31 protein-coding genes are annotated in these 25,701 nt (G+C 62.8%); 13 read left to right on the top strand and 18 right to left on the bottom strand.

The window, feature by feature from the left end; all coding sequences use genetic code 11:
- The first annotated feature begins 59 nt into the window (after window positions 1–59).
- Window positions 60–1,715, top strand: a complete 1,656-nt coding sequence (gene groL, locus AC1D10_RS24730; RefSeq protein WP_091577362.1) for a chaperonin GroEL — start codon at window positions 60–62, stop codon at window positions 1,713–1,715.
- A 93-nt stretch (window positions 1,716–1,808) separates the two neighbouring features.
- On the opposite strand, the gene AC1D10_RS24725 is transcribed toward groL, so the two are convergent.
- On the bottom strand, window positions 1,809–2,417 hold the full coding sequence (locus AC1D10_RS24725; RefSeq protein ID WP_477276481.1) for a TetR/AcrR family transcriptional regulator: 609 nt from the start codon (window positions 2,415–2,417) through the stop codon (window positions 1,809–1,811).
- Between the two features lie 100 nt (window positions 2,418–2,517).
- On the opposite strand from AC1D10_RS24725, the gene AC1D10_RS24720 reads away from it, so the two are divergent.
- Genes AC1D10_RS24720 through AC1D10_RS24710 form a run of 3 tightly spaced genes read left to right on the top strand, consistent with a single transcriptional unit; the run spans window position 2,518 to window position 4,415 of the window.
- Entirely contained in the window at window positions 2,518–3,531 is a 1,014-nt protein-coding gene (locus AC1D10_RS24720; protein ID WP_477276479.1) for a zinc-dependent alcohol dehydrogenase family protein, read from the top strand.
- Window positions 3,532–3,561: 30 nt separating this feature from the next.
- Entirely contained in the window at window positions 3,562–4,011 is a 450-nt protein-coding gene (locus AC1D10_RS24715; RefSeq protein WP_477276476.1) for an OsmC family protein, read from the top strand.
- Between the two features lie 17 nt (window positions 4,012–4,028).
- Entirely contained in the window at window positions 4,029–4,415 is a 387-nt protein-coding gene (locus AC1D10_RS24710) for a nuclear transport factor 2 family protein (RefSeq protein WP_477276474.1), read from the top strand.
- Between the two features lie 19 nt (window positions 4,416–4,434).
- Here AC1D10_RS24710 and AC1D10_RS24705 read toward each other — a convergent pair whose 3' ends face one another.
- The 8 genes from AC1D10_RS24705 to AC1D10_RS24670 form a co-directional block, all read right to left on the bottom strand.
- Entirely contained in the window at window positions 4,435–5,046 is a 612-nt protein-coding gene (locus AC1D10_RS24705; RefSeq protein ID WP_379106542.1) for a LysE family translocator, read from the bottom strand.
- Between the two features lie 136 nt (window positions 5,047–5,182).
- The gene (locus AC1D10_RS24700) at window positions 5,183–5,566 is read right to left on the bottom strand and encodes a YkgJ family cysteine cluster protein (protein WP_477276472.1); all 384 of its coding nucleotides are present in this window, start codon (window positions 5,564–5,566) and stop codon (window positions 5,183–5,185) included.
- Window positions 5,567–5,570: 4 nt separating this feature from the next.
- The gene (locus AC1D10_RS24695) at window positions 5,571–5,732 is read right to left on the bottom strand and encodes a hypothetical protein (RefSeq protein WP_477276470.1); all 162 of its coding nucleotides are present in this window, start codon (window positions 5,730–5,732) and stop codon (window positions 5,571–5,573) included.
- A 1-nt stretch (window position 5,733) separates the two neighbouring features.
- Complete coding sequence (locus AC1D10_RS24690) at window positions 5,734–6,141, bottom strand: hypothetical protein (RefSeq protein ID WP_477276468.1); 408 nt, start codon at window positions 6,139–6,141, stop codon at window positions 5,734–5,736.
- On the bottom strand, window positions 6,141–6,368 hold the full coding sequence (locus AC1D10_RS24685) for a hypothetical protein (protein ID WP_477276466.1): 228 nt from the start codon (window positions 6,366–6,368) through the stop codon (window positions 6,141–6,143). The genes AC1D10_RS24690 and AC1D10_RS24685 overlap by 1 nt, the downstream gene beginning before the upstream one ends.
- Before the next feature lie 347 nt (window positions 6,369–6,715).
- Entirely contained in the window at window positions 6,716–6,925 is a 210-nt protein-coding gene (locus AC1D10_RS24680) for a cold-shock protein (RefSeq protein WP_010915421.1), read from the bottom strand.
- An 85-nt stretch (window positions 6,926–7,010) separates the two neighbouring features.
- Window positions 7,011–7,154 (bottom strand): hypothetical protein, encoded by a 144-nt coding sequence (locus AC1D10_RS24675; protein WP_477276464.1) that lies wholly within the window; start codon window positions 7,152–7,154, stop codon window positions 7,011–7,013.
- A gap of 285 nt (window positions 7,155–7,439) precedes the next feature.
- On the bottom strand, window positions 7,440–8,093 hold the full coding sequence (locus AC1D10_RS24670) for a glutathione S-transferase family protein (protein ID WP_477276462.1): 654 nt from the start codon (window positions 8,091–8,093) through the stop codon (window positions 7,440–7,442).
- 188 nt (window positions 8,094–8,281) lie between these two features.
- Between AC1D10_RS24670 and AC1D10_RS24665 the strand changes: the two genes are divergently transcribed.
- Window positions 8,282–8,470 (top strand): CsbD family protein, encoded by a 189-nt coding sequence (locus AC1D10_RS24665; RefSeq protein WP_477276460.1) that lies wholly within the window; start codon window positions 8,282–8,284, stop codon window positions 8,468–8,470.
- A gap of 52 nt (window positions 8,471–8,522) precedes the next feature.
- On the opposite strand, the gene AC1D10_RS24660 is transcribed toward AC1D10_RS24665, so the two are convergent.
- The gene (locus tag AC1D10_RS24660) at window positions 8,523–9,656 is read right to left on the bottom strand and encodes a metallophosphoesterase (RefSeq protein WP_477276458.1); all 1,134 of its coding nucleotides are present in this window, start codon (window positions 9,654–9,656) and stop codon (window positions 8,523–8,525) included.
- 100 nt (window positions 9,657–9,756) lie between these two features.
- A complete protein-coding gene (locus tag AC1D10_RS24655; RefSeq protein WP_477276456.1) occupies window positions 9,757–10,353 on the bottom strand; it encodes a TetR/AcrR family transcriptional regulator in 597 nt (198 codons plus the stop codon).
- A 239-nt stretch (window positions 10,354–10,592) separates the two neighbouring features.
- On the opposite strand from AC1D10_RS24655, the gene AC1D10_RS24650 reads away from it, so the two are divergent.
- Window positions 10,593–11,387: an NIPSNAP family protein gene (locus AC1D10_RS24650; protein ID WP_477276454.1), complete on the top strand. Its 795-nt coding sequence runs from the start codon at window positions 10,593–10,595 to the stop codon at window positions 11,385–11,387.
- 40 nt (window positions 11,388–11,427) lie between these two features.
- Here the strand turns inward: AC1D10_RS24650 and AC1D10_RS24645 are convergent, their stop codons facing one another.
- Together AC1D10_RS24645 and choX are read right to left on the bottom strand one after the other, a co-directional pair.
- Window positions 11,428–12,267, bottom strand: a complete 840-nt coding sequence (locus AC1D10_RS24645) for an alpha/beta fold hydrolase (RefSeq protein WP_477276452.1) — start codon at window positions 12,265–12,267, stop codon at window positions 11,428–11,430.
- Entirely contained in the window at window positions 12,264–13,202 is a 939-nt protein-coding gene (gene choX / locus AC1D10_RS24640; RefSeq protein ID WP_477276450.1) for a choline ABC transporter substrate-binding protein, read from the bottom strand. Before choX ends, AC1D10_RS24645 begins: the two co-directional genes overlap by 4 nt.
- An 80-nt stretch (window positions 13,203–13,282) precedes the next feature.
- Here choX and betI point away from each other — a divergent pair, with 80 nt between their 5' ends.
- The 5 genes from betI (at window position 13,283) to AC1D10_RS24615 (ending at window position 17,506) form a co-directional block, all read left to right on the top strand.
- Window positions 13,283–13,945: a choline-binding transcriptional repressor BetI gene (gene betI, locus AC1D10_RS24635; RefSeq protein ID WP_477276448.1), complete on the top strand. Its 663-nt coding sequence runs from the start codon at window positions 13,283–13,285 to the stop codon at window positions 13,943–13,945.
- Window positions 13,946–14,016: 71 nt separating this feature from the next.
- Complete coding sequence (locus tag AC1D10_RS24630; RefSeq protein WP_477276446.1) at window positions 14,017–14,775, top strand: SDR family NAD(P)-dependent oxidoreductase; 759 nt, start codon at window positions 14,017–14,019, stop codon at window positions 14,773–14,775.
- Window positions 14,776–14,900: 125 nt separating this feature from the next.
- Window positions 14,901–16,298, top strand: a complete 1,398-nt coding sequence (gene fumC, locus AC1D10_RS24625) for a class II fumarate hydratase (RefSeq protein ID WP_477276444.1) — start codon at window positions 14,901–14,903, stop codon at window positions 16,296–16,298.
- Window positions 16,299–16,476: 178 nt separating this feature from the next.
- Window positions 16,477–16,896: a DoxX family protein gene (locus tag AC1D10_RS24620; protein ID WP_477276442.1), complete on the top strand. Its 420-nt coding sequence runs from the start codon at window positions 16,477–16,479 to the stop codon at window positions 16,894–16,896.
- A gap of 193 nt (window positions 16,897–17,089) precedes the next feature.
- Entirely contained in the window at window positions 17,090–17,506 is a 417-nt protein-coding gene (locus AC1D10_RS24615; RefSeq protein ID WP_477276440.1) for a DoxX family protein, read from the top strand.
- Window positions 17,507–17,516: 10 nt separating this feature from the next.
- Here the strand turns inward: AC1D10_RS24615 and ppx are convergent, their stop codons facing one another.
- Together ppx and AC1D10_RS24605 are read right to left on the bottom strand one after the other, a co-directional pair.
- Window positions 17,517–19,052: an exopolyphosphatase gene (gene ppx / locus AC1D10_RS24610; protein WP_477276438.1), complete on the bottom strand. Its 1,536-nt coding sequence runs from the start codon at window positions 19,050–19,052 to the stop codon at window positions 17,517–17,519.
- On the bottom strand, window positions 19,052–21,253 hold the full coding sequence (locus AC1D10_RS24605; RefSeq protein ID WP_379106505.1) for an RNA degradosome polyphosphate kinase: 2,202 nt from the start codon (window positions 21,251–21,253) through the stop codon (window positions 19,052–19,054). Before AC1D10_RS24605 ends, ppx begins: the two co-directional genes overlap by 1 nt.
- A gap of 145 nt (window positions 21,254–21,398) precedes the next feature.
- Here AC1D10_RS24605 and AC1D10_RS24600 point away from each other — a divergent pair, with 145 nt between their 5' ends.
- Together AC1D10_RS24600 and AC1D10_RS24595 are read left to right on the top strand one after the other, a co-directional pair.
- The gene (locus tag AC1D10_RS24600; RefSeq protein WP_477276436.1) at window positions 21,399–21,644 is read left to right on the top strand and encodes a zinc-finger domain-containing protein; all 246 of its coding nucleotides are present in this window, start codon (window positions 21,399–21,401) and stop codon (window positions 21,642–21,644) included.
- A gap of 19 nt (window positions 21,645–21,663) precedes the next feature.
- Entirely contained in the window at window positions 21,664–22,902 is a 1,239-nt protein-coding gene (locus AC1D10_RS24595) for an FAD-dependent monooxygenase (RefSeq protein WP_477276434.1), read from the top strand.
- Between the two features lie 28 nt (window positions 22,903–22,930).
- On the opposite strand, the gene AC1D10_RS24590 is transcribed toward AC1D10_RS24595, so the two are convergent.
- From AC1D10_RS24590 to AC1D10_RS24580, 3 genes are all read right to left on the bottom strand, one after another.
- On the bottom strand, window positions 22,931–23,599 hold the full coding sequence (locus tag AC1D10_RS24590) for a TIGR02117 family protein (protein ID WP_477276432.1): 669 nt from the start codon (window positions 23,597–23,599) through the stop codon (window positions 22,931–22,933).
- Window positions 23,600–23,714: 115 nt separating this feature from the next.
- Complete coding sequence (locus AC1D10_RS24585; protein ID WP_031240865.1) at window positions 23,715–24,464, bottom strand: amino acid ABC transporter ATP-binding protein; 750 nt, start codon at window positions 24,462–24,464, stop codon at window positions 23,715–23,717.
- A gap of 79 nt (window positions 24,465–24,543) precedes the next feature.
- On the bottom strand, window positions 24,544–25,701 hold the full coding sequence (locus AC1D10_RS24580) for an amino acid ABC transporter permease (RefSeq protein WP_379106498.1): 1,158 nt from the start codon (window positions 25,699–25,701) through the stop codon (window positions 24,544–24,546).

The following is a 25,701-nucleotide window of genomic DNA, read 5'->3' as shown; positions in this document are numbered from 1 at the left end:
CAGGCCTTTCCGTCAACTGAATTCCCGGGCTCAATCCAAGCCCTTGCCAGGAGTTAAAAATGGCTGCCAAAGACGTAAAATTCTCCCGTGATGCCCGTGAGCGCATGCTGCGCGGCGTCAACATCCTCGCCGACGCGGTGAAGGTCACGCTTGGCCCCAAGGGCCGCAACGTCGTCATCGACAAGTCGTTCGGCGCCCCGCGCATCACCAAGGACGGCGTCACCGTCGCCAAGGAAATCGAGCTTGAGGACAAGTTCGAAAACATGGGCGCGCAGATGGTCCGCGAAGTTGCTTCGAAGACCAATGACATCGCCGGCGACGGCACCACGACCGCGACGGTTCTGGCGCAGTCGATCGTCCAGGAAGGCCACAAGGCGGTTGCCGCCGGCATGAACCCGATGGACCTGAAGCGCGGCATCGATCTGGCCGTGACCGAAGTCGTCGCGGCGCTCGGCAAGGCTGCCAAGAAGATCAAGACCTCCGAGGAAGTTGCCCAGGTCGGCACGATCTCGGCCAATGGCGACGAGTCGGTCGGCAAGATGATCGCGGAAGCGATGCAGAAGGTCGGCAACGAAGGCGTCATCACGGTTGAGGAAGCCAAGACCGCCGAGACCGAACTCGAAGTCGTCGAAGGCATGCAGTTCGACCGCGGCTATCTCTCGCCCTACTTCGTCACCAACGCCGACAAGATGGTTGCCGAGCTCGAGGACGTCTACATCCTCCTGCACGAGAAGAAGCTCTCCAACCTCCAGGCCATGCTGCCGGTTCTCGAAGCCGTCGTGCAGACCTCGAAGCCGCTGCTGATCATCTCGGAAGACGTCGAAGGCGAGGCTCTGGCCACGCTCGTCGTCAACAAGCTGCGTGGCGGCCTGAAGATCGCCGCCGTCAAGGCGCCGGGCTTCGGTGATCGCCGCAAGGCCATGCTGGAAGACATCGCCATCCTCACCGGTGGCCAGGTCATCTCGGAAGACCTCGGCATCAAGCTCGAGAACGTTGGCCTCAACATGCTCGGCCGCGCCAAGAAGGTGTCGATCTCCAAGGAGAACACCACCATCGTCGACGGCGCTGGCAAGAAGGCCGAGATCCAGGGCCGCGTCGCCCAGATCAAGCAGCAGATCGAAGAGACCACCTCGGACTACGACAAGGAGAAGCTGCAGGAACGTCTCGCGAAGCTCGCGGGCGGCGTTGCGGTGATCCGCGTCGGCGGTGCGACGGAAGTCGAAGTCAAGGAAAAGAAGGACCGCGTCGATGACGCCCTCAACGCGACCCGCGCGGCCGTGGAAGAAGGCATCGTTGCAGGCGGCGGCGTTGCCCTGCTGCGCGCTTCGGCCAACATCAAGGCCACCGGCGCCAATGCCGACCAGGCTGCTGGCATCAACATCGTGCGCCGCGCGCTGCAGGCTCCGGCCCGCCAGATCGCGTCGAACGCCGGTGCGGAAGCATCAATCGTTGCCGGCAAGATCCTCGAGAACAAGGGCGCGACCTTCGGCTACAACGCCCAGACCGGCGAATATGGCGACATGATCGCCATGGGTATCGTCGATCCGGTCAAGGTCGTGCGCACGGCTCTCCAGGACGCGGCCTCGGTCGCCGGCCTGCTGGTCACCACCGAAGCCATGATCGCGGAGGCTCCGAAGAAGGAGTCGGCTGGCGGCGGCATGCCCGGCGGCATGGGCGGCGGCGGCATGGGCGGCATGGGTGGAATGGACTTCTAATCCAGCCCCTATCAACCTTCAGCTACGGAAAGGGCGCCGAAAGGCGCCCTTTTTGTTTAGGCATGCACCTTGATCGCCGCGCCTCGATCGGCCTCACACGGCGGCATTCGCACGTTGCCGTGCCTCCCCAGACAGTACCGCGCCTTCAATCAGCGCTGCGACTTCGTCCGCCACCGCCAGCAGCGGGGCGCGGTCGCGGGTGGCGCGGGCGATCACCATCAGCCCTTCCAGCGACGATTCGACCAGCAGCGCCAATGCATGCGCGCGGCGCTCGGGCACGCCTGCCCTGACAAAAGCCTGTTGCAGAAGGCCGATCCATTGCTCGAAGGCCGATCGGCACAATTCCGCCAGTTCCGGCATATCGGTCGGTGAGTCGAGGACCACGGGTGCGATCGGGCAGCCGAGCGTGAATTGGTTCTCCTCGAGCATGCGTCCGACCGCCTGGTAGATATGGTGGACGGCCACTGCCGGATCCCGCTCGGCGGCCAGTGCCGCGCCTAGCCTTTGCGTCACCTGGTCGACGCTGTCCCGCGTCACCTCGATGACCAGCTGGTCCTTGCCGCCGGGAAAATGGAAGTAGAGCGAGCCGCGCGGCGCGCCGCTGGCGCCCAGTATGTCGTTGAGTGAGGTGCCGTGATAGCCGCGCTGCCTGAGCAGCAGCGCCGTCGTCTCAAGTATGCGGGTGCGGGTGTCGTTCGCCATGTCAACCTCTGTCAGCAGCAATCATTATAGGCCTTGCATCGAATATGACAATCGGTCTACATAATATGTAGATCAGTCTATATATTATGAGGAAACCGACATGCAGGCCTATCGTCTCGGAGGGTGGTCCGGCGGGACCGCATGCCTGGTGATGCGCGACGAGGCGCAGCCGGAGCCGAAACCGCATGAGATCGTGGTGCGCGTTCATGCCACCTCGCTCAACCGGCGTGACACGATGATCCTCAACGGCACCTATCCGCTGACGCCGCGCCAGGGCGTCGTTCCCCTGAGCGACGGAGCTGGCGAGATCGTCGCCATCGGCGATGCCGTTACCCGCTTTGCCATTGGCGATCGCGTGACCGGCAGCTATTTCGCCCGCTGGGTCGACGGCCGCATCAATGCCGGGCTCATCGACCAGCTCGGCTGCACGTTGGACGGCATGCTGGCCGAATACGCCGTTCTCGACGAGCAATGGGCGGTGCGCCTGCCCGATCATCTCGACTGGCATGAGGCGGCAACGCTGACCTGCGCCGGCGTGACCGCCTGGAATGCGGTGACCGGCGCCGGAATTCCGAAGCCTGGCCAATGGGTTCTGGTCATCGGCTCGGGTGGCGTCTCGCTGTTTGCGCTGCAGTTCGCCAAGCTGCTGGGCTGCCGCGTCGTCGCCGTCACCTCACGTGGCGAGAAAGCCGACAGGCTGCGCGCGCTGGGCGCCGACCTTGTGATCTCGACGTCGGAGATGCCCGAATGGGGCGCGACTGTCCGCGACCAGACCGGCGGCATCGACCTCGTCGTCGAGACCGGTGGCCCGGCGACATTCGCGCAGTCGCTGATCGCCAGCACGCTCTACGGGCACATCGTGCTGCTGACGCTGCAGGACCCGCAAGGCAGGTCGATCGAGATGCCGGCAGCGCTCTACCAGCGCAGCCTCGCCACCATCAACCGCCTTTTCGTCGGCAGCCGGTCCAATCTCGAAGCCATGCTGCGCGCTGTCTCACAGCACCGGCTGCGGCCCGTCATCGACAAGGTCTTTGCCTTCGCCGAGGCCGGCGACGCGTTTCGGTATTTCCAGCAAGGCGACGTCTTCGGGAAAGTGGTCGTCGACGGCGCCTGACATTTTTCACAATCAAGGGGAGAACAGACAATGACAATTCGTGACGCTTCGGCCGAGTGGCAAGGCACGCTGAAGGAAGGTTCGGGTCGGCTACGGCTCGGCAGCGGCGTGTTCGAAGGCGCCTATTCCTTCCCGTCGCGTTTCGAAAACGGCCCGGGCACCAATCCGGAAGAACTGATTGCGGCGGCCCATGCCGGCTGCTTCTCGATGGCCTTGAGCGCCATACTGGTCGGAGCCGATCACATCCCAACAAACATCAGCACCGTCGCCAAGGTGCATCTCGGCGCAAGCGCTGCCGGGCCGACGATCACCCGCATCGACATCGAGACGCAAGCCGAGATCCCGGGCCTTGCCCAGGATGAATTCCAGACCCTTGCAGAAAAGGCGAAAGCGACATGCCTTGTCTCGCGCGCCCTGGCCGGCGTGGCAACTATCACGCTCAAAGCCGAGCTCGTCGCCGCCGCCTCCACGGAAAAATGAAATCAGGAGATGATGAGATGAAACAGGACAGCATCGCGACCCTTCATCCGGACGAACATACCAGGCAGACAACCGAAATCATGCAGCGCTTCAACGACGTGTTCCAGCTGCACGATCCGTCGGCACTGCCCGGCTTGCTTGCCGAGCACTGCGTGATCGAAAACACCGTCCCGGCACCGAACGGCGCCCTTCATGCCGGCCGGGAGGCATGCGTCCAGCTGTGGTCGGCGATCGCCACCCAGCCCGGCACGCGTTTCGACCTCGAGGAGACATTCGTTGCCGGCGAACGGGCAACGATCCGTTGGCGCTACTGGCTCGCCAACGGCAACTCCATCCGTGGCGTCAATCTGATGCGCGTCGAGGACGGGCTGATCGTCGAAGCGATGGGATACGTCAAGGGATAGTCGCCGCGCCCGGTTGCCGCTATCGATCCGCCAACGCCAGTTTTGCGCCGAGCATGACAAAGGCGCCGGCGAAGGTCCGGCGCATCCAGGTCAGCACCATCGGCCGCGACACGACATGGCTGCGGATCGACGCAGCGAAGATGCCGTAGCCGACGAAAACCACGAAGGTCAAAAGCATGAAGACGGAGCTGAGTTCCAGCATCTTCGACAGCGCATTGGGTTCAGTGGTGCTGACGAATTGCGGCAGGAAGGCGAAGAAGAAGATCGACAGTTTCGGATTGAGCACGTTGACGAGGATGCCGGTGCCAATCACCTTGCCGGCCGAGCGCGGCGTCACATCCTGCTCGACGCTCAGGCCACCCTTCTCCTTCAGCGTGTTCCAGGCCATGTAGAGCAGGTAGGCGACACCAAGATATTTCAGCGTCTCGAAGGCAACCGCGCTGGTGTGCAGCAGCGCCGCAAGGCCGGTGATGGCGGCCGCCATATGCGGAATGATGCCCAGCGTACAGCCGAAGGCGGCGATGATCGAGGCGCGCGCGCCGCGTGAAAGGCCGGCGCTCAGCGTGTAGAGAACGCCGGTGCCGGGCGAAGCCACGACGATCAGCGACGTCAACAGAAATTCGATGCTCACGATGTTTCCTCCGGCGCCCTGCCCTGTCGCAGCGTAGCCAGCAAGGAGGATGCGCACAAGCCGCCGCCAGTCTTTGCCAGTGCATGTCGCCCAAAAGTCCGCAGCGGTTTTGGGCGACATGCACAAGACAAGGACTTTAAGAGGTCGGCAATCCGTGCGCCCGGCGCGCCATCAGGCAATCGTCGTCGCCAGGCATGCAGGCGCGGCAGACATCCGGGCGGACTTCATAGATGCCGCAAGCGGTCGACTTGCCGATCTCGCCCGACAGGGCCGAGCAGCGCACGCCCTCGCAGCGCATGCCGGACAAGTTGGCCGCCACATATTTATCCGGGATGCGGTCGAGCTGCGCATCGTCCTCGGTGGAAAAGCGCGGCCACTCCGCTGAATAGGAACAGCAGGCGCCGCAGCTCTGGCAGTCGAAGACAGGAGCGGTGCCGTTTTGCGGCGACGAAAGGCTTGTGGCGGCTGCCAAGGCGAGCAGCCCAGCCGCGGCAGAATTGCGGTCGGTGTCTTGCGGCAAGGCGTTATTTCTTCTTGCCTGCCTTGCCCTTTGGGGCATCCACCGGCGATTTGAACAGGTCGGTCGCAGCCTCGGCGGCTTCGCCGGCTTTCGGCCTGACTGCCGGCTTGACCGGTTTTGCAGCTGGCGTTGCAGGCTGGTCCTTGGCGGAGAATTTTATGGCCATGTCAGTCCTCGTCGGCGAAGCGCGATGATGGTGCGCGCGGATTGCGCAAGCGGCCGATCAGCGCCGAAACCGCCGTGATGTTCATTTCCTCGGGCGACCAGTTCTTCACCGCCTCGATGTGGTGGGGCGCCAGTTCGCGATGCGTGCTGCCGCTGTAGGCAGCGTCCTGATGCGTCACCCGCTCATGGGTCTTGGTGTCTTCGCGGACATATTCGATCAGGTAGTTCGGGCATTCGGCGCGACCGCGCACGCCGAGCCGCACCTGGGCATCGCCATGGGCGCGTTTGCAGCGCTCCAGCTTTTCCAGCACCCGGCGCACATATTCGACCGGCTTGTTGAGGCCATCGACAACGTCGGCGATGGTCGAGTCGGCGGCGATCAGTTTCGGAGGCACGCGCTTGGTGGCCATCAGCGTCTTCCGGCTCGTTTCGGCAAAGCCGCCAGCGCCGCGGCCGCTGCCATCTCGTCAGCCTCCTTCTCGAGGCGCTGTTCGCGCAAGCGCGCGGTCTTGGCTTCCCGCGCCTCACTGACGGCATCGCGCTCGGAAATTATGCGGTTGAGCGACATCGACTGGGTCTGCGTCTTGCTGAACAGGGACACAGCCTGATCAGGAGCTGTCTTCGAATTGGCGGTCAAAATCTTTCTCCTGTCAGGAGCCTGGTGCCGATAGGGCGAGACCGGGTCTTCGGTCAGGACCACGCACAAAGCCATACGGCAGCGGATTCAAATTGCCGGAGCGTCCCTTAGCACGTTCAGGCCGACGCGCAGTGCACTTTCGGCGGCAAGACGCGCAAAATGAAAAAAGGCCAGGCACCGCCTGACCTTCCATGAGAGCGCCGCGCATCCAGATGGATGCACAGGGAACGCCCCTTCTCATGCGCATGACATGCCGTGGAAACTCAGGTTTCCGCGGCCACGCGCTCGAATTCGCCATTCACCGGTGCCAGTACATCCGTGGTCACCGGGAAGGCTGAATTCTGTCTTCAGGCCGCCTTCAACTGGTCGGCTGACATCTTGCCCGACTTGTTGTCGCGGACCATCTCGTAGCCGAGCTTCTGGCCCTCGACGATGTCGCGCATGCCGGCGCGCTCTACGGCCGAGATGTGGACAAAAACGTCGGCCGAGCCGTCGTCAGGCTGAATAAAACCAAAACCTTTGGTGGCGTTGAACCATTTAACTGTGCCGGTGCTCATGACGAACCCTTTCCATGGCAAATATTCGTTAATCGCGGTGCGAATGCACAACGATTTTTGTCTCGATTTTTGATGGGGAAGTTCGTCAAAGGCGCGCATTCGTGCGCGGATAACAAAAGTCGGTCAAACAAATATCGACGAAACTCTTGTAGGCTTCTTTTTGCGCCGTGTCAATTTCTGGTTTTTCGCCATCAGGATTCAACGCAAAGTTGTCCGGCGCAAAGCCCATCAGCTGGCGAATCCGGGCGCAGAAACAAGGCGTTCCTGTTCCCTCAAAAAAATTGAAACATGCCGGGAACCAATTCGGCGCCCGTGCATTTTGGTGTTGTCAGCAGTTTTAGAGAGCAATCTCAGGAAGGCTGACGCAAAGGACGCCTCCCGCGCAATAAAAGGTGCGAGGGGCGTTCTTGTATGGCTTTCCGGCTGCTGAGCAGTCATGGCCTGGCTTACACCCTTTCCCGAATCATCTTGATGCCCAAGGGCCGAGCGCCGACGACCCGCGCCTTGCAGCCTCTCATTCGTCTGGGCCGGGCTCGGGCCAAGGTTCCTTGGCCGCTTCCGCGTACCAATGACGCATTGCCGGGGTCGAAAGCACCGCATCGACATAGGCACGCGTATCCGGCGCCAGCGTGCCGCCATAGGTGTCGAAGCGAGTGACGACCGGCGCATACATGGCGTCGACCGCGGTGAAATGGCCGAAGAGGAACGGGCCGCCCTTGCCGTGTTTTTCCCGGCACTCGCGCCATAGTGCCTCGATGCGCTCCCGCTGCGCCTCGCCCTCGGCGTCGAGCGGCTTGTGGCCTTTTGGCCGACGCAAATTCATCGGCCAGCCATAGCGGACCTCGCGAAAACCGGAATGCATCTCGCTTGCCGTGGAGCGCGCCAGCGCGCGGGCACCGATATCGGCCGGCCAGAGATTTTTCCCGGGGAACAGGTCGGCGAGATATTCGAGGATGGCGAGGGTTTCCCAGATGATCCTGCCGTTGTGATTCAAGACCGGCACCAGCCCGGTCGGCGAGACCTTGCCGAGATTGGCGGCCGTCTCAGGCGTGCGCAGCCGCACGAACCCTTCCTCGAACGGGATCTCCAGATGCTTCATCGCCACCCAGGGCCGCAGCGACCATGAGGAGAAGCATTTGTTACCGATATGGAGTGTGAATTCAGCCATTTTTTCCCCGCTCGCACGATTGTCGTCAAACCTTTGGGCTGTCCGTCATCGCAGCCTATAGCCTGCCAGCCTTGCCGCCGAAAGCGGCGCGCGACTTTGATCGGCTTCCGGAGGAGGCTTGGAACCGAAACGACACCGCCCCGTTAGCCTCCGCGGATGAATTCCCTCGAACTCAAAACTTCCAGGAGATGCGAAAAATGGTGAACAAGGATCAGGTCGCGGGCGTGGCCAAGCAGATCAAGGGCTCGGTCAAGGAAGCCGCCGGCAAGGCAACCGGCAACAGGCAGACCCAGGCCGAAGGCACGGCCGACAAGATCGCCGGCAAGGTGCAGAAGGCCTATGGCGATGTGAAGGACAAGATCAAGAAAGCGCTCTGATCCCACCGGGTATCGCTTTGTCTGGAAAAGGCGGCCGCCAGGGCCGCCTTTTTCATGTGCTCCAGTCTTTGCTGAAGGCGTTGGTGAAGGCGACCTCGCCGTGATCACCGGTCGCCTCGCCCAATGCGATGTCCATGCTGTCGCTGGTCACCCTGGCCAGCGCGAAGCCACCCATATAGGCAGCCTTCGGCTTGATGAGGTCGAGCCCGTCACGGCGGTAGATCAGGGGGGTTTCGTGCTGGTGGCCATGGAAGATGGCGACGACATTGTAGCCCTTCAGCGCCGCCAGCAGTGCCTGCCGGTCGGCCTCGCTCCACCAGTGCGGCGCGCCGGCACCGTCATCGTCATAGGTCCTTTTGGCGGCATCCCACCGTTCTATCGAGAAGGTGTCCCAGCCATAGTGCTGGAACAGGACGACCGGGCGGCCATCCGCCGCGTAGGTTGCCAGATCCTGCTTCAGCCATGGCAGGCTGCTGTCGGCGCCGTGGCCGGTGTCGCCGGCGAAGCGGTGCGTCTGGACAAGATGCAGGCCGCCCCAGTCCCAGGAATAGCAGTCGGTGTCGACGTCGTAGTCCGTGGCCGGCACCGGTGGCTTGAAGAACACGCCGGCGCGGTGATTGACCTCGACATAGTCGCGCAGTTCGCGCCGATACCAGTCGACATGGGGCGGCGGGCCGTTCTGGTCGAGATCGTGGTTGCCGAGCCCGACATAGACCGGCATGTGCACCCGATCGGAGCCGACGCCTTGCTGGTAGCGCTGGCTGAACTGGAGCAGCTGGGTGCCCTCGCTTGGCTGGGTGATCTGGCCGCCGCCGTCGTCGGTGATGTCGCCGCCGACGACAAGGCCAAGCGGCGAGCCGATACGCCTGCCGGCCGAACGCAGGCCGGTGGCGACGCCGTTGATCTCGACCGGCCAGTCCTTGTCGCCGAGGCCGTTCAGCGCTGCCACGTTGCGCAGCAGCGCGGCGTCGGTCTTGCCCTCCTGCTGGCAGTTGGGGCTCAAGCCGCTCGCCATGCGGCAGGCATGGACATCGGCGATGAACAGGAAAGTGGCGTCGATCGGCTGGATGCGCTGCCCGGTCTGGCCAAATGCATGGCGTGACAACGCGCCGGCCGCGACAAATCCCGCGGCCTGGCCCAGAAGGCTGCGTCGAGAAAACAAACCAGGCGAACGGCGATTCATCATGCGGTGAATTTCAGCATGGAGAGCGGCCGGCCGTCCAGTTCTCCGCGCGGCATCGCGACAGCAGCGTGAAAGAACAGCTCTTCATGTTCGAGGGCATCCTTCAAGCCTCGCCAAGCGCCGCCAGACAGTCGCGCAGCACGGTGGCATCCTGCGCCGTCTTGGCCATCGACATGGCGCCGGAATAGGTGGCCACGGTGAGCGCCGCGAAACGCTGCGGATCGGTGCCTTGCTCCCTGCCCGCCCGCTGGTCGGCCCTGGTCTTGTCGGCGATCGCCTGGCGCCACGCCGAAAAGATTGCGGCAAGGGCAATCCGGAAATCGGGATCGGCGAGCGACAGTTCATGCGCCAGATTGTTGAGCGGGCAGCCACGCACGAAACCCTGTTGTTCCAGTTCCACCGCCACAGCCTCGAACACCGCGCGCACGCCCGCGCGCACGGATGCCGCCGCCAGCACCGGCGCGATCCATGTCTCTTCGACTGCACTTGCAACACGCTCGTCGATCACTGCCAGCGCCAGCGCCTTCTTGGTCGGGAAATGATGATGCAGCGCGCCGCCGCTGACGCCTGCCGCCGCCATCAGGTCGCCGAGGCTGGAGGCATGATAGCCGCGCGCCTGAAACGATTCCTCGGCAACATCGAGCACTTTGTTGCGCATGCCTTCGGGGTCGTTGATGCGTTTGCGGGCAAGCCGTGCCATCGCGAATCTCCCCCTTCTCCCCTTGTGGGAGAAGGTGACTGAACGAAGTGAAGGCGGATGAGGGTGCCCGAGCTTGGCATAGAGGGCGCTCCGTCCAGCACCCCTGATCCGTCTTGGCGCTGCGCGCCAATCCACCTTCTCCCACAAGGGGAGAAGGCAGAGGAAGGTACCATATTGACAAAACAGGACAACCGGTCTGTTTATAAACAGGATGATCACCCTGTTTAGGAGACTGACGGATGAACCTGCTGCCCTTGAATACCCCACCGGAACCCGCGGTCCTCGCTTCGCCTGTCGTCGAATTGCGGCAGTACAAGCTGAAGCCCGGCAAGCGCGACACACTCGTCGACATCTTCGACGGCAGACTGATCGAGGGTCAGGAGGACGCCGGGATGACCATCATCGGCCAGTTCCGGGATCTCGATCGTCCGGACATGTTCGTCTGGATGCGCGGCTTCGACGGCATGGACGCGCGCAAGAATGCACTGGCCGCCTTTTATGGCGGGCCGGTCTGGGCGGCGCACAGCAATGCGGCCAACGCAACAATGATCGATTCCGACGATGTCTTGCTGCTCAAGCCGGCATGGCCCGGCACCGGCTTCGATCTCTCGGGCACACCACGGGCAGGTTTGACCGCTGACCAAAAGTCGAGCCGGAACAGGCTGCTGGCGGGCATTGTTGTCATCCAGATTCATCATTTGCGGCCCGGCGCCGAGACCATTTTCGCCAATCGCTTCGAGACTGAAATGGCGCAGCTGATGACGGCACCCGGCGCACGCCTGCTCGCCGCGTTCGTTACGGAGCATGCGGAAAACAGCTTTACGCGCCTGCCGGTACGGGCCGGCGAAAACGTCTTCATCAGTGTCATCGGCTTCGACAGCGCGGAAACACACGCACGGCATGAGGCCACGCTTGTCGGCTCACCCGCATGGCAAGTGTTTTGGCGCGCAGCCCGGAAGGATCTCACCAGACTGACGGAGACATTGCGGCTCTCGCCGACCTCGCGTTCGCGGCTTGGGCAACAGCTCGCTTGATTGTCGGCTGCGGGATATGCCACCGTCAAGCGCTCTGGCACTAGCCGAACCCGAATGTCTTGCCTATGGCGTCGGCAACAAAGGCCGGATCCTCCCAATGAGGATTGTGGCCACACGCCTCGGCGTGCACGAGACTTGCCCCCACAAGGGAATGTGACAGTGCCTGCTGATGTGCCTCGCCGAACAGGGGGTCGCGCGCGCCGGCGATGATCAGCGTTCGAGCCCGCACGGCCCGCGCCGCGCCACTCAGATCGGCGCGGCGGATTTCCTTCAGGATCGCTCGCCAGCGCGACGCCGGCATCGCCGAGGCGTCTTTCGCCAGACCGGCGAGAAAGGCCTGGGGCACGCCGGGCCGGCAGGCATGCCACCAGGCATAGAACGGATCGGCCGGCGATATCGGGTCGCGCAGAGCCTGAACGCCCATGACCAGTGGATGGTCCTGCTCCAGATCGGGCTTCAATGTGCCAGCCAGTAGCACCAACCCGCCGATGAGCCCGTTGTGCCGCGCGGCCAGTGCGATAGCCACCATGGCGCCCAGCGAATGGCCGACGACCACCGGCCGGTCAAGCCGCAAGCGGCTGATCAATCCGGCAATGTCACTTGCGAAATCGGCGATGCGGCAGCCCTTGCCGGCTGGCGTGCCGCCATGGCCGCGCAGATCTGGGATGACCAGCCGGCGCCCGGCAAGATGCGGCGCCAAGAGCGAAAAGCTGCGGCCGGTGTCGGTGAAGCCGTGCACCAACAGCAGCGCCGGCTCGGCACCCGCGATTTCGACATAGGCGATGTCGAGATCGCCTATGTCGACGGATTGCTTGCGGGCGGCCCAGGCGTCCTGTTGCGCCCAGGCATTCGGCGAGGCATCAAGTGCTGCCGATCTCACAGGCCGAGCTTTTCCTTGACCGCGGCAAGGCCGGGCTTGCCGTCGAATGTGGTGACGCCGGCGAGCCAGGTGTCGAGCCGATCCTTGTTCAGCGTGATCGCCTTCAGCCCCGCCTCTTCCGGCTTCATACCGTCATTGATCAGGTAGCCCATGCCGACATTCTCGAAATCGATGTCGAAGGCCAGGTTCTTCAGCAGTTGCCCGGCATTCGGGCACTGTTCGAGATAGCCCTTGCGGGCTTGCGTGGTCACTGTCGCCGCGCCGAGGTTAGGGCCATAAAACTTGTCGCCGCCTGTGAGATACTTGAAGTCGTACATGGTGTTCATCGGATGCGGGGCCCAGCCCTGGAAGACGATGAACTGCTTTTCCTTTATCTCGTAGCCGACCTCGGACAGCATGCCGGCTTCGCTCGACTCGACGACCTGCCAGCCATTGAGGCCAAGCGACGGATCGGCGATGGCATCCATCATCAACTGGTTCGAGCCAGGTTCGATGCCGTACATCTTCTTGCCGAACTTGTCGGCGAACTTGTGCAAGTCCGCGAAGTCCTTGACGCCGGCGTCCCAGACATAGGTCGGAACAGCGAAGGTGTATTTGGCGCCTTCGAGATTGATGCGCACGTTCTCGACCGAGCCGTCCTTCTTGTAGGGCTCGTAATAGGTGACCATGGCCGGGTTCCAGTAACCCAGGAACAGGTCGAGATCGTTGTTCTTCATGCCTTCGTAGATGACGTTGATACCGAGCACCGAACTCTGCGGCTGATAGCCAAGGGCTTCGAACAGAACATCGGCAACCCCGGTGGTGAATGCCAGATCGTTCCAGCCAGGTTCGGCCATGCGCACGGCCCTGCACTGCTCGGGCTCAGTTGCTTGAGCCGCATGAGAGGCCAGCGCCAGGGTGGCGAGACAGACGCCATTTGCAAGGATGCGAAACATTTCGGTTCTCCTCATTTCAAAATTGACCGCTTGGTCTTTTTATTGTCCCACTGGTCAATTGTTGATCTGAGTGGGCGAAAATGTCAATGTGGAATCGCAATGCATGGATCGATCCGGTGAAACTCAAGCGTCTCAGCGACATACGCCGCAAGGAGCTGCGGCAGGCGGCGTTCGCGGTGCTGGAGCGCGAGGGCATTGCCGGCGCGACGCTGGAAAAGGTGGCGGCCCAGGCCGGCGCCTCCAAGGGAATCGTGCTGCACTATTTCCGCAACAAGCAGGAATTGTTCGAGCACGCGATGCGCGAAGCCAACGCCGTCCTGTGCCACGCGGTGATCGCGCGCCTGCGCCGGGCCAACACTCCGATGGAGCGCATGGATGCCGTGATCGAGGGTAATTTCGAACCGCATCTTTTTCAGCCTCCCCTTTGCCATGCCTGGCTTTCGCTCTGCGCCGAGGTGCCGCGCGACGAGAAGATGGCGCGTATCCAAAAGGTGATTCACGCGCGCATGCGATCCAACCTGTTGTCCGGCCTGCGCGGCCTTGCCTCGCCGGCGGACGCCGACGACATCGCGCTTGGCGTCACCGCGTTGATCGACGGGCTTTGGCTGCGGCTCGGCCTGCAGCCGGGCAGCGTCTCGCGCGAACAGGCGGTCCGCCAGGTCAAGAATTTTGTCGCGGGGCGGCTCGCAACCCGGGAGCCCATGCGAGAGCCGGCAGCGGTCGAAGTTCATACCATGGGATAGACCGAAGGCTTGACCGCGGCCGCTTATATGCGCTGCTCTCGAAGTGGCCAAAGCTTGCCTCGGAGCGTCGAATGAGACTTCACAACAAGCGCGCGCTGGTTACCGGCGGGTCGGACGGGATCGGCCTCGCGATTGCAAAGGCCTTTTCGCGCGAGGGCGCGGACGTCCTGATCGTCGGCCGTGACATCAAAAAGCTCGACGCCGCCCGCAAGCACCTCGGCGGCAGTGTCGAGACGCTGTCGGCCGACCTTGCAACATCGGCCGGCATCGCAGCCGTCGTCGAGCATGTGAAACAATCCGGCAGGCCGCTCGATATACTCGTCAACAATGCCGGCGTGGCCTTCCTGGTGCCGTTCGAAACCGTCAGCGAGGAGCAGTTCCAGCAATCCTTCGCGCTCAATGTGACGGCGGTGTTCTTCCTCACCCAGGGCCTGCTGCCGCATCTGCCAGCTGGCGCATCGGTGATCAACATCTCGTCTTACTTCGCCAACAAGATGATCCCGAAGCGGCCGTCGAGCCTCTATTCCCTGTCGAAAGGCGCATTGAACTCGCTGACCAAATCGCTGGCCTTCGAACTCGGGCCGCGCGGCGTCCGCGTCAACGCCATCGCGCCCGGCACTGTGGACACGGCCATGCGGCGCAAAACGGTCGACAATTTGCCGGCCGAGGCGAAGGCGGAGCTGAAAGCGTATGTCGAGCGCAGCTATCCGCTCGGCAGAATCGGCCGCCCCGACGATCTGGCCGGCATCGCGGTCTATCTCGCGAGCGACGAGGCGGCCTGGACCAGCGGCGGCATTTTTTCCATCGATGGCGGCTATACGGCGGGGTGAGCGCCCCGGCTCTCCTTCCAGGGCTAAAGGCTTCAACCGATTTGCATCCGTCCCGCCCGCAATCTCCGCTTGAAGCCGTTTGTGCAACGCGATACGCCGTTGCCGACTTCGACAAGGAGAGACCCGTGACCGCTGCAAAGACCAGAACCGAAACCGACACGTTCGGGCCGATCGAAGTCGCCGCCGACCGGTACTGGGGAGCACAGGCACAGCGTTCGCTTGGCAATTTCAAGATCGGCTGGGAAAAGCAGCCTGCATCGATCGTGCGCGCGCTCGGCATCGTCAAGCGGGCGGCGGCCGAAGCCAACATGGAACTGAAGCGGCTCGACCCGGCGATCGGCAAGGTTATCGTCGAGGCAGCGCAAGAAGTTATCGATGGCAAGCTCAACGACCATTTCCCGCTGGTCGTCTGGCAGACCGGCTCGGGCACGCAGTCCAACATGAACGCCAATGAGGTGATTTCCAACCGGGCGATCGAGATGCTGGGCGGCGTCATGGGATCGAAGAAGCCGGTGCATCCCAACGACCACGTCAACATGAGCCAGTCGTCGAACGACACCTATCCGACGGCCATGCACATCGCTTGCGCCGAGCGCATCGTGCACGACCTGCTGCCGGCTCTGAAGCACCTGCACAAGGCGCTGGACGCCAAGAGCCGGGCATTCGCCCACATCATCAAGATCGGGCGTACGCACACGCAGGATGCCACGCCGCTGACGCTTGGCCAGGAATTCTCGGGCTATGCCGCGCAGGTCGCCTCGTCGATCAAGCGCATTGAGCTGACGCTGCCCGGCCTGCAGGAACTGGCGCAGGGCGGCACCGCCGTCGGCACGGGCCTCAATGCGCCCGTCGGCTTCGCCGAAAGGGTGGCGGACCGCATAGCCGCCATCACCGGCATCGCCTTTGTCACCGCGCCGAACAAGTTCGAGGCGCTCGCCGCCCACGATTCGATGGTGTTCTCGCACGGCGCCATCAACGCGGCGGCTGCGGCGCTGTTCAAAATCGCCAACGACATCCGCTTCCTTGGTTCCGGTCCGCGCTCGGGCCTCGGCGAACTGTCGCTGCCGGAAAACGAGCCGGGCTCCTCGATCATGCCGGGCAAGGTCAATCCGACCCAGTGCGAGGCGATGACGCAGGTCTGCGTGCATGTGTTCGGCAACAATGCCGCCCTCACCTTCGCCGGCAGCCAGGGCCATTTCGAGCTCAACGTCTACAACCCGCTGATGGCCTACAATTTCCTGCAGTCGGTGCAGTTGCTCTCCGACGCTTCGGTCTCCTTCACCGACAATTGCGTGGTTGGCATCGAGGCACGAGAAGACAACATCAAGGCGGCACTCGACCGCTCGCTGATGCTGGTGACGGCGCTGGCCCCGACCATCGGTTACGACAATGCCGCCAAGATCGCCAAGACCGCGCACAAGAACGGCACGACGCTGCGCGAGGAAGCGCTCGCCACCGGGCTGGTCAGCGAAGCCGACTACGACCGGCTGGTGCGGCCCGAGGATATGACCCATCCGGGGTAGGATTTTTCGGCGGGAGAATTTCCTCCTGTCGCGGCCTGACTCGACGCGAATTTTGCGTAAGTCGCCCGATCACGGAAATGTAAACGCTGTGAACAATGTGTCGCCAGTCTGGCGGCTTTGGTGAACAGTCCGCGTGCTCTATTTCAGCGGTATCAACCCCTTCCTGGAGAGAGTCACCATGTCCATCAACACTTCCGTCGCCGGTTCCGGCGCTTCCAATGCCTCAGCCACCATCCTCCTCGGCCGCGTCCTGCTTGCCGTCATCTTCCTGCTTTCAGGTTTCGGCAAGCTCACCGCGATCGCCGGCACAGCCGGCTATTTCGGCAGCCTCGGCCTGCCCCTGCCGACCGCGACGGCTATCATCGTCGGCCTGATCGAGCTTCTCGGCGGCGTCGCCATCCTCATTGGCTTCCAGACCCGGATTACCGCCTGGGTGCTCGCGATCTTCACCGTCGCCACCGCGCTGGTCGCCCACACCGGTTGGGCCGACCAGATGCAGATGATCAACTTCCTCAAGAATCTGGGGATTGCCGGCGGCTTCATCGTGTTGGCCACCTCGGGCGCTGGCGCCTATTCGGTCGACGCCAAGCGCGGCTGAGCCTTCCCTCCCAAGCCATGCAGACAAAGCGGTGCGGAATTTTCCGCGCCGCTTTTGCGTTGTCGGTGCATAGGTCCACGCATCTCGAACTGCCTGCCGGGATTTGCGCCCGCGTTGCTGGTAGGGTCGAGACGTCGGGTTGAACGGCCGGCCGATCGGCTGTGCCCGATGATCGACATCGGAGGTGACAAGCATGCCCCGCAACGCACTGCTGCTGCTTTCCCGGCTGCTGCTCGCAGCCCTGTTCGTACCCTCCGGCTTCGACGCCCTTTCCGACATTGCCGGCACGACAGACTATTTCGCCAGCCTCGGCCTGCCGCTGCCGACGCTTGCCGCCTGGGGCACTGGCTTGTTCGAATTGATCGCCGGGCTGCTGATCCTGGTCGGATTCCAGACCCGGATCACCGCATTGCTGCTTGCCGCCTTCTGCATTGTCGCCGGTTTCATCGGCCATTACGGCCAGGGCGGCGATGACGCGATGCTTACCTTCCTGCACCAGCAGATGCTGATGAAGGACATCGCCATATCGGGTGGTTTTGTGGCGCTGGCGATGGCCGGGGCCGGCGTGTGGTCAGCCGACGGCCACGGTTCGGCGTTAAGGCCTACTTGACCGATACGCTCTATTTCACCGAAACGCTTGGGCCGCCTTCGACGGCCAGCACCAGCCGGCGGTTGCTTATCCTTGCCAGTTGCGCCAGGCGCCCGGCCGGCCGTTCGCCATAGAGGTCGGCCAGCGACGCGGGCAACACCAGCGCCAGCACGCCGTTGGCGCGCTGTTCCCATTTCAGCCTGGGCATGATGCCGGGCATCGACGCCGTCAGCAGGTAGACGACGCGCATCATCGCCGCCAGCATGCGTGCCCGCTCCAGATAACGCGGCGAAGCCAGCGCCTTGATCTCGGGTGCAAAGGCTTCGTTGAAAATGCCGTCGTGACGATAGGCATTGGCCATCGCCAGGAAGGCACGGCCGGGATGGTCGACGCCGAAGAAGGAAGCGTGTGCGATGATGTTGAGCGACTGCTTGCCGCGATATTCGGGATGCGCGCGCCAGCCGATGTCGGCAAGCAATGCGGCTGCGTGGCGATAGCGCGCCTCGTCCTCGGTCTCGTCGATGCCGAAGGCGGCAAAGGTCCTTGCGGTCCAGTCGACAAGTTCATGCGCATGGGTGACAGAGCGCGAGCGCAGACGGGCGAGTTCCTCCGAGGCCGAAATCAGCGGATCGGCCTTCTGTTCGGCCTCATCGAGCAGCGAATAGAGAAAGCCCTCGCGCACGCCGAGCGCCGAGACGATGATCTTCGACGGCTGCATCGCCGCCATGATCTCCTGCAGCACGATGGCGCCATAAGGCAGCAGCGAACGGCGGTTCTTCGACACGCCTTCAATACCCTTGACCTTCTCGATCTCGGCTTTGGCGACCTGCTTGAGGAAGTTTGTCGCACTGTCGGCGCTAATCTCGTAGTGGTGCATGACACCAAGCGGATAGTTGGTCATTTCCATGTGCAGCCGGGCGAGATTTCGCCAGGTGCCGCCGACGGCGTAGAAGGGCCTGCCCTGCCCGCCTTTCAACAGCTTGGCCCTCGCCAGTTCGTCCCGCGTGATCTTCGCCGCCTGAGTCAGCGAATTCTTCGCCATGTCCTGCAGGCGCAGGCCGCCTAGCGGCAGCGTTATGCCGTCGCCGATCGCTTCACCGTTGACGTCGACCAGTTCGAGGCTGCCGCCACCGAGATCGCCGGCGATGCCATTGGCCGGATGGAAGCCCGAAATGACGCCAAGCGCCGAATAATAGGCCTCCTGGCGACCGCTGATCACGCGGATCTCGGTCTTGAGCACGTCCTCGGCACGGTGGATGAAATCGGGACCGTTAATCGCCTCGCGGGCCGCGGCGGTGGCCAGCACATACATATGCTCGGCGCCTGCCTGGTCGGAGAGCGCGCGAAAGCGGCGGAACTCCTCCATCGAACGCGTCACCGCCTCGGGGTCGAGCTTGCCGGTGGAAACGATGCCGCGGCCGAGACCGGCCAGCATCTTTTCGTTGAACAGCATGGTCGGCGAGCGCGCCAGCCCCTCATAGACGACGAGGCGGATCGAGTTCGACCCGATGTCGATGATGGACAGCGGTCGGCGGTCCTGCAACCGGCCCTGGGAATCGGACAGCATCAGCTGGACGCTGCGGCGTTCTTCTTGCGGCGCTTGAACTGCGCGATGCGCTTGGGCGCATGCGACTTCAGCGCGTCACCCCGTCCGGACAGGCTCGGATTGGTCATGAAATATTCCTGCGCGTTGAACGGTTCCTCGCCCTCCTCCAGCACGACGCGCCGGGAGGTTCCATCAGCCAATACGTCGAAACTTTGCTGATTGTCCATGATGTTGCCCAGCATGATCTGGCCCAGGATCTGTTCATGCACAGTTGGATTGGTGATCGGCACCATGGTCTCGACCCGACGGTCGAGATTGCGCGGCATGAGGTCGGCCGAAGAGATGTAGACTATCGCGCCGTCCGACGGCAGCCCATGGCCATTTCCGAAGCAATAGATGCGGCTGTGTTCGAGAAAACGGCCGACAATCGATTTCACACGAATGTTTTCCGACAGGCCCGGCACCTGAGGCCGCAGGCAGCAGATGCCGCGCACGACGAGGTCGATCTCGACGCCGGCACGGCCGGCGTCATAGAGCGCATCGATGATGATCGGATCGACAAGCGCGTTCATCTTCATCCAGATGCGCGCCGGCCTCCCCTCCACCGCATGGGCGATCTCGTCGGCAATATGCTTCAAGATGCGGCTTCTCAGCGTGAACGGCGAGATCGCCAGCCGCATTTCATCCGTCGGCTCGGCATAGCCGGTGATGAAATTGAACAGTTGGGCGACATCGCGGGCGATCGTCGGATCGGTGGTGAAGAAGGACAGATCGGTGTAGATGCGCGCGGTGACCGGATGGTAGTTGCCGGTGCCGAGATGCACGTAATTGCGCAGCTTGCCGTCCTCCCGCCGCACCACCAGCGACATTTTCGCATGGGTTTTCAGCTCAAGGAAGCCGAACACGACCTGCACGCCGGCGCGCTCCAGGTCGCGCGCCCAGCGGATGTTGGCTTCCTCGTCGAAACGCGCCTTGAGCTCAACCAGCGCGGTGACCGACTTGCCGGCCTCGGCCGCGTCGACCAGCGCGCGCACGATCGGGCTGTCGTTTGACGTGCGGTACAGCGTCTGCTTGATCGCCACCACTTCCGGATCGGCCATCGCCTGGCGGAGGAACTGCACCACCACGTCGAAAGATTCGTAGGGATGATGGACGACGATGTCCTTCTCGCGGATTGCGGCAAAACAGTCGCCGCCATGCTCGCGGATGCGCTCGGGGAAGCGCGGATTGTAAGGCGTGAATTTGAGGTCGTCGCGGGGGACGGCGACGATCTCGGAAATCTGGCTGAGCGCCAGCGGCCCGGTCAGGACGCTGATGCGGCTCGACGACACGCCAAGCTCGCCGGCAACGAACTCACGCAATTCGCCAGGCATCAGTCTGTCGAATTCGATGCGGATCACCGAACCGCGGCGGCGCCGCTTCAGCGCTGTCTCGAACAGGCGCACCAGATCCTCGGATTCCTCCTCGACCTCGATATCACTGTCACGGATGATGCGGAATGTGCCTGAGCCCTTGACCTCGTAGCCGGGGAACAGCTTGCCGATGTAGAGGCCGACCGCCTCTTCCAGCGGGATGAAGCGGACATGGTGCTTGCGATCCGGCAGACGGATGAAGCGCTTCAGCGCCACCGGCAGGCGCAGCAGCGCGCTCATCTCCTCGCCGTTCTTACGATGGCGCAATTGCAGCGCCATCGAGAAGCCGAGATTGGGAATGAACGGGAACGGATGCGCCGGGTCGATCGACAGCGGGGTGAGCACCGGAAACACCTGCTCCTGAAAATGGTCTTCCAGCCAGACCTTTTCGTCCTTGGTCAGCGCATCGCGGGTGATGCTCTCGATGCCTTCCTTGTTGAGCAGCACGGTGAGCGCCGAAAGGCTCTTCTGTTGGTCTTCCTGCAGCCGCTCGACCTCCCGCAGCAGCTGTTCGAGCTGCTGTTCGGGGGTTCGGCCGTCGGGGCTCTTCAGCGTGATGCCCTCGCGCACCTGGCCGGCAAGACCGGCGACGCGGACCATGAAGAACTCATCGAGATTAGCCGCCGAGATCGACAGGAAGCGGACGCGCTCGAGCAGCGGATGATTGAGATTCAGCGATTCCTCGAGAACGCGCCGGTTGAACTGCAGCCAGGAAAACTCCCGGTTAACAAAGCGATCCGGGTTGCCGCCCTCCGGGCGAACCACCTCGATATTCACGAATTCGCTCTGCACCGGCTTCAGTTCGTTCATGATTCCCGTTCTTCCCCGCAACCGCTCGCCGGTTAACCGGCTTAACTTATCCTCTGACAGGCTTTTGCGACAGTTTGATTTCATCGAACTTGCAAAGAGACCGGTTATGATCCAGATGCAGAGAGACTGCATTAAGGAGACGACGATGGCAGGCGGTTCCATTCCCCATTTTCAGAACGATGCGGGCCACCCGGCAATCGACATCGGCGTCAAGGAATTCATGTGCACGGGCGCCAACCCGCCTTTCGACCATCCACACGTGTTTCTCGACATGGGCGACGACAATGAAAAAGTCTGCCCCTATTGCTCGACGCTCTACCGCTATTCGCCAAAGCTGAAGGCGACGGAAACGCTGCCGGCCGGCTGCACCTACATCGACCAGGCTGCCTGATTCTTTCGCGACAAGCCCAATGGACGACACGCGGTCCCGGCAAGTCGTTATCGCCGGGGCCGGCGTTGCCGGGCTAACCGCTGCCGTTGCTTTCGCCGAACGCGGCTACCTTGTGCAGGTGTTCGAACAGGCGCAGCGCCTGGAAGCGGCCGGCGCCGGCATCCAGCTTTCTCCCAACGCAACACGCATCCTTCGCCAGCTTGGGGTGCTCGACCGACTGCTGCCGGCAGCGGTGCGGCCGGAAGCCGTGGTACTGAAGGACGCCGCAACGTTGCGCGAACTGGCACGTGTGCCGCTCGGACAAGCCGCCGAAGCCCGCTGGCAGGCACCCTATCTCGTCGCCCACAGGGCCGACCTGCAGAGCGCCCTGACTGCGCGCGTTGCCGAGATGCCGAACATTCTTCTGACCACCGGCGCGCAGGTCAGCAGCATTGCCAAAGGCACCCATGGTGTCACCGTGGCTGCCGAGATGGCTGGCGAAACAGTCGAGGCCGGGGGCTTGCTGCTGGTCGGCGCCGATGGCGTCTGGTCATCGCTGCGCGGGCTTGTCGACACAACCAAAGGGCCGGCGTCGCCAAGAAGCCACTTTTCGGGCGAGCTGGCCTGGCGCGCAACCATTCCGGCCGACAGCGCTGCCGGACAAGCCTTTGCCGCGATCGGTGCCACCAATTGCGTCACCACCTTCCTGCATCCCGGCTTCCACATGGTCGCCTATCCCGTCAGCAAAGGCGCTGCCTTCAATCTTGCCGCCTTCACCAAGGGCGAACGCATTGCCGAGGGCTGGTCCGGCAACGCCGACACCAGGATCTTGACCGGTGCCCTGCGCGGTACGGCGGCCGCGCTCGCCCATCTGGTCGAGGAAGCCGGCCCGTGGACGGCGTGGCCGATCCATACGGTCGACAGAAAACAACCTTGGACGACCGATGGCATGGCGCTGATCGGCGATGCCGCGCATGCGATGACGCCGTTCGCGGCGCAAGGTGCCGCCATGGCGATCGAGGATGCGGCGATGCTTGCCGATGTCGTTGCCGACTTCCCCGCCGACCCGGCACAAAGCCTTCAAATCTGGGAGAACCTGCGACGGTCGCGCGTCGCCAAGGTCGCTCGTCGCGGCGCCGTCAATCGCCTTGCCTGGCATGCCGCGGGTCCAGTGGCTATCGCGCGCAACCTGTTCCTGAAGATGCGCTCGTCGGACAAACTCGCCGCCGATCTGGATTGGCTTTATGGCTGGCAACCGCAGAAAATCATCCGACGCTGAAGGCCTGGAGCCGGCCAGTGGAAGAGAGCTAATTGTAAAGCCGCATCGACAGGCCGAGCGAAGCCGGCAGCGGGTTCCACCATCCGGTGCGCAGGCCGGCGGTGCGCAATGCCGCCGCCGTCCAGGTGTTGCAGCCGACCAGCGCGTTGAAATGGCCGTTGGCTTCGTAGAAACCGTCGAACCTGGAATAGGCCGCGTCCGGAACAACAATCGGGCCTTTCGGCCCGCGCTGGAAACTTGCATCGATGAAATCGAGCAGCGCCGCAAAACGCGCCTCGCCGATGTCGAAGCCGGCAACCTCCGGATGCGGTTCGGCGATGTCACCGGCGACATCGACATGCATGACCGACGCGTCGAGGGTCAGCGCCTTCATCACCGGTGCCGCCTTCAACTCTGACCAGGTCGGCGTCTCCAGATAGAAGGCGCGGCCGCCCCAGCCGAAGACGATGTAGCGAACCTCCGGACTGTCGGCCGGGATGCCGGCTTCGGCCAGGAAATGGAAGCGCTTGCGCACGGCATCATCGACCGGAATGGCGATGTCGGTGTGGATCGGATTGTTCAGCACCAGGATATGGTGCGTGACGGCGGGCGTGGCGGCAGCCGCTCGCCACAGCGGCCGCGGCACGAGAGTGCCCAGCGTCACAGCGAGCGCAACGACGATCAACAGCAGGCCTAGAAAACGTCCCAGCTTTTTCATGAATGGCGGCCCTACAAACGGACCCCGGCGCGACACAAACCGCCCGCCTCCTGCCCGTCCATACGCAAAAGAGCCCGGCACTGTTTCAGCCGGGCTCTCCCTGGTTGTCGAAGGCCTAGTGCAGGATCTGCGACAGGAACAGTTTTGTGCGCTCGTGGCGCGGATGGTCGAAGAACTCGGCCGGCGTGTTCTGCTCGACGATCTGGCCCTGATCCATGAAGATCACCCGGTTGGCGACCTTGCGGGCAAAGCCCATTTCGTGCGTGACGCACAGCATGGTCATGCCTTCTTCGGCAAGGCCGACCATCGTCTCCAGCACTTCCTTGATCATTTCCGGATCGAGCGCCGAGGTCGGCTCGTCGAACAGCATGATGCGCGGGTTCATGCACAGCGAGCGGGCGATCGCCACGCGCTGCTGCTGGCCGCCGGACAACTGGCCGGGATATTTATTTGCCTGTTCCGGGATCTTGACGCGCTTGAGGAAATGCATGGCGATTTCCTCGGCCTGCTTCTTCGGCGTCTTGCGCACCCAGATCGGCGCCAGCGTGCAGTTCTCCAGGATGGTCAGATGTGGGAACAGGTTGAAGTGCTGGAACACCATGCCGACCTCCCGGCGCACCTCGTCGATCTTCTTCAGATCGTTGGTCAATTCCTTGCCGTCGACGATGATCTTGCCCTTCTGGTGCTCTTCCAGACGGTTGATGCAGCGGATCATCGTCGATTTGCCGGAGCCCGACGGACCGCAGATGACGATACGCTCGCCGCGCATCACTTTCAGGTTGATGTCCTTCAGCACATGGAACTCACCATACCATTTGTGCATGGCGATGATGTCGATGGCGACATCGGTGGTCGAGATGTGCATCTTAGCGGCGTTGACCTTGATCTCTTCCGCGCTGACGGCATTTTCTATGACCATGGCAGGGGTCCCCTTGTTCTTTTGTTTAGCGTTTGTGGCCGGTATCGAGCCGACGTTCGGTGTACATTGAATAACGCGACATGCCGAAGCAGAACAGCCAGAAGACGAAGGCCGCGAAGACCAGACCCGACTTGGCCGTCTGCGCCGTCGCCCAGTTGGGGTCGGCGAAGTTCTGCTTGATGATGCCGAGCAGGTCGAACATCGAGATGATGAGGACCAGGGTGGTGTCCTTGAACATGCCGATGAAGGTGTTGACGATGCCCGGAATCACCAGCTTCAACGCCTGCGGCATGACGATGAAATACATCTTCTGCCAATAGCCGAGACCGAGCGAATCGGCGCCTTCATACTGGCCCTTGGGGATCGCCTGCAGGCCGCCGCGCACCACCTCGGCCATATAGGCGGCGGAAAACAGCGACACGCCGATCAGCGCGCGCAGGTACTTGTCGAAGGTGACGCCCGGCGGCAGGAACAGCGGCAGCATGACGCTGGCCATGAACAGAACGGTGATCAGCGGAATGCCGCGTACAGCTTCGATGAAGATGACGCACAGCATCTTGACGACCGGCATCCTGGAGCGCCGGCCGAGCGCCAGCACGATGCCGAGCGGGAGCGACGCGACGATGGCCACGAAAGACAGCGACAGCGTCACCAGCAGGCCGCCCCAGCGCGCGGTTTCGACATGTTCCAGACCGAAGGAACCTCCGACCAAAAGGAAATAGGACACGATGGGGAAAAAGACGAACAGCAGCAGGGCGTTGAGGCCTTTGCGTGGCACACTCGGCATCAGCATCGGCACCAGAAGCACCACAAACAATATGCCGGTCAGGATCGGCCGCCAGCGCTCCTCGATCGTGTAGGTGCCGAACATGACCTGGCCGAACTTGGCGTTGATGAAGGCCCAGCAGGCACCCGACCAGCCATCTGGCTGGATACCGCCCTGCGCCACAGTGGCGCACACGGTCCGGTCCGGTCCCGTCCACACGGCGTTGATGAACGCCCAGTTGATGATCTGCGGCAGGATTATCGCCACCAGCGCGATGCCGACAATGGTCAGGATGGCGTCGCCTGCTGAGGCGATCAGGTTCTTGCGCACCCAGGCACCGAAGCCCGTGACGCTGGCTGGCGCCGGCTGCGCCAGCGCCATTTCGGTGCGCACCCAGGACATATCATGTTCTTGCAT

Source organism: Mesorhizobium sp. P2_A8 (assembly GCF_056404935.1).
Note: the sequence above shows the minus strand (reverse complement) of the source record. Positions and strands in the feature narration are given on the sequence as shown.

Coding starts and splice junctions, on each gene's coding strand:
- AC1D10_RS24630 (WP_477276446.1), top strand. CDS start 14,017: ATGAGACTTCACAACAAGCGCGCGCTGGTTACCGGCGGGTCGGACGGG.
- AC1D10_RS24720 (WP_477276479.1), top strand. CDS start 2,518: ATGCAGGCCTATCGTCTCGGAGGGTGGTCCGGCGGGACCGCATGCCTG.
- AC1D10_RS24710 (WP_477276474.1), top strand. CDS start 4,029: ATGAAACAGGACAGCATCGCGACCCTTCATCCGGACGAACATACCAGG.
- AC1D10_RS24655 (WP_477276456.1), bottom strand. CDS start 10,353: ATGGCACGGCTTGCCCGCAAACGCATCAACGACCCCGAAGGCATGCGC.
- choX (WP_477276450.1), bottom strand. CDS start 13,202: ATGTTTCGCATCCTTGCAAATGGCGTCTGTCTCGCCACCCTGGCGCTG.
- AC1D10_RS24650 (WP_477276454.1), top strand. CDS start 10,593: ATGAACCTGCTGCCCTTGAATACCCCACCGGAACCCGCGGTCCTCGCT.
- AC1D10_RS24605 (WP_379106505.1), bottom strand. CDS start 21,253: ATGAACGAACTGAAGCCGGTGCAGAGCGAATTCGTGAATATCGAGGTG.
- AC1D10_RS24585 (WP_031240865.1), bottom strand. CDS start 24,464: ATGCACATCTCGACCACCGATGTCGCCATCGACATCATCGCCATGCAC.
- AC1D10_RS24670 (WP_477276462.1), bottom strand. CDS start 8,093: ATGGCTGAATTCACACTCCATATCGGTAACAAATGCTTCTCCTCATGG.
- AC1D10_RS24680 (WP_010915421.1), bottom strand. CDS start 6,925: ATGAGCACCGGCACAGTTAAATGGTTCAACGCCACCAAAGGTTTTGGT.
- ppx (WP_477276438.1), bottom strand. CDS start 19,052: ATGCTGTCCGATTCCCAGGGCCGGTTGCAGGACCGCCGACCGCTGTCC.
- AC1D10_RS24580 (WP_379106498.1), bottom strand. CDS start 25,701: ATGCAAGAACATGATATGTCCTGGGTGCGCACCGAAATGGCGCTGGCG.
- AC1D10_RS24615 (WP_477276440.1), top strand. CDS start 17,090: ATGCCCCGCAACGCACTGCTGCTGCTTTCCCGGCTGCTGCTCGCAGCC.
- AC1D10_RS24665 (WP_477276460.1), top strand. CDS start 8,282: ATGCGAAAAATGGTGAACAAGGATCAGGTCGCGGGCGTGGCCAAGCAG.
- AC1D10_RS24620 (WP_477276442.1), top strand. CDS start 16,477: ATGTCCATCAACACTTCCGTCGCCGGTTCCGGCGCTTCCAATGCCTCA.
- AC1D10_RS24695 (WP_477276470.1), bottom strand. CDS start 5,732: ATGGCCATAAAATTCTCCGCCAAGGACCAGCCTGCAACGCCAGCTGCA.
- AC1D10_RS24595 (WP_477276434.1), top strand. CDS start 21,664: ATGGACGACACGCGGTCCCGGCAAGTCGTTATCGCCGGGGCCGGCGTT.
- AC1D10_RS24715 (WP_477276476.1), top strand. CDS start 3,562: ATGACAATTCGTGACGCTTCGGCCGAGTGGCAAGGCACGCTGAAGGAA.
- groL (WP_091577362.1), top strand. CDS start 60: ATGGCTGCCAAAGACGTAAAATTCTCCCGTGATGCCCGTGAGCGCATG.
- AC1D10_RS24600 (WP_477276436.1), top strand. CDS start 21,399: ATGGCAGGCGGTTCCATTCCCCATTTTCAGAACGATGCGGGCCACCCG.
- AC1D10_RS24725 (WP_477276481.1), bottom strand. CDS start 2,417: ATGGCGAACGACACCCGCACCCGCATACTTGAGACGACGGCGCTGCTG.
- AC1D10_RS24690 (WP_477276468.1), bottom strand. CDS start 6,141: ATGGCCACCAAGCGCGTGCCTCCGAAACTGATCGCCGCCGACTCGACC.
- AC1D10_RS24675 (WP_477276464.1), bottom strand. CDS start 7,154: ATGGGCTTTGCGCCGGACAACTTTGCGTTGAATCCTGATGGCGAAAAA.
- AC1D10_RS24660 (WP_477276458.1), bottom strand. CDS start 9,656: ATGATGAATCGCCGTTCGCCTGGTTTGTTTTCTCGACGCAGCCTTCTG.
- betI (WP_477276448.1), top strand. CDS start 13,283: ATGTCAATGTGGAATCGCAATGCATGGATCGATCCGGTGAAACTCAAG.
- AC1D10_RS24590 (WP_477276432.1), bottom strand. CDS start 23,599: ATGAAAAAGCTGGGACGTTTTCTAGGCCTGCTGTTGATCGTCGTTGCG.